Genomic DNA, 265 nt, shown 5'->3' with positions numbered 1-265 from the left:
GACAACCTTCCGCGATCCGTCCCCCCATCGCATCATACGACGGTGCAGGAATATTAACCTGCTTCCCATCAGCTACGCATCTCTGCCTCGCCTTAGGGGCCGACTCACCCTGCTCCGATGAACGTTGAACAGGAAACCTTGGGCTTACGGCGTGCGGGCTTTTCACCCGCATTATCGCTACTCATGTCAGCATTCGCACTTCTGATACCTCCAGCATCCTTTACAAGACACCTTCGCAGGCTTACAGAACGCTCTCCTACCATAT

The 265-nt window shown here is 54.3% G+C and carries 1 rRNA gene; it reads right to left on the bottom strand.

What is annotated here, in order from left to right:
- Positions 1-265, bottom strand: a 23S ribosomal RNA gene (locus AAHE99_RS26725); the annotation flags it as partial.

It is taken from the genome of Pseudoduganella sp. OTU4001 (assembly GCF_038440195.1).
Taxonomy (GTDB): Bacteria; Pseudomonadota; Gammaproteobacteria; order Burkholderiales; family Burkholderiaceae_D; genus Rugamonas.
This window is presented reverse-complemented; position numbering and strand designations above follow the sequence as displayed.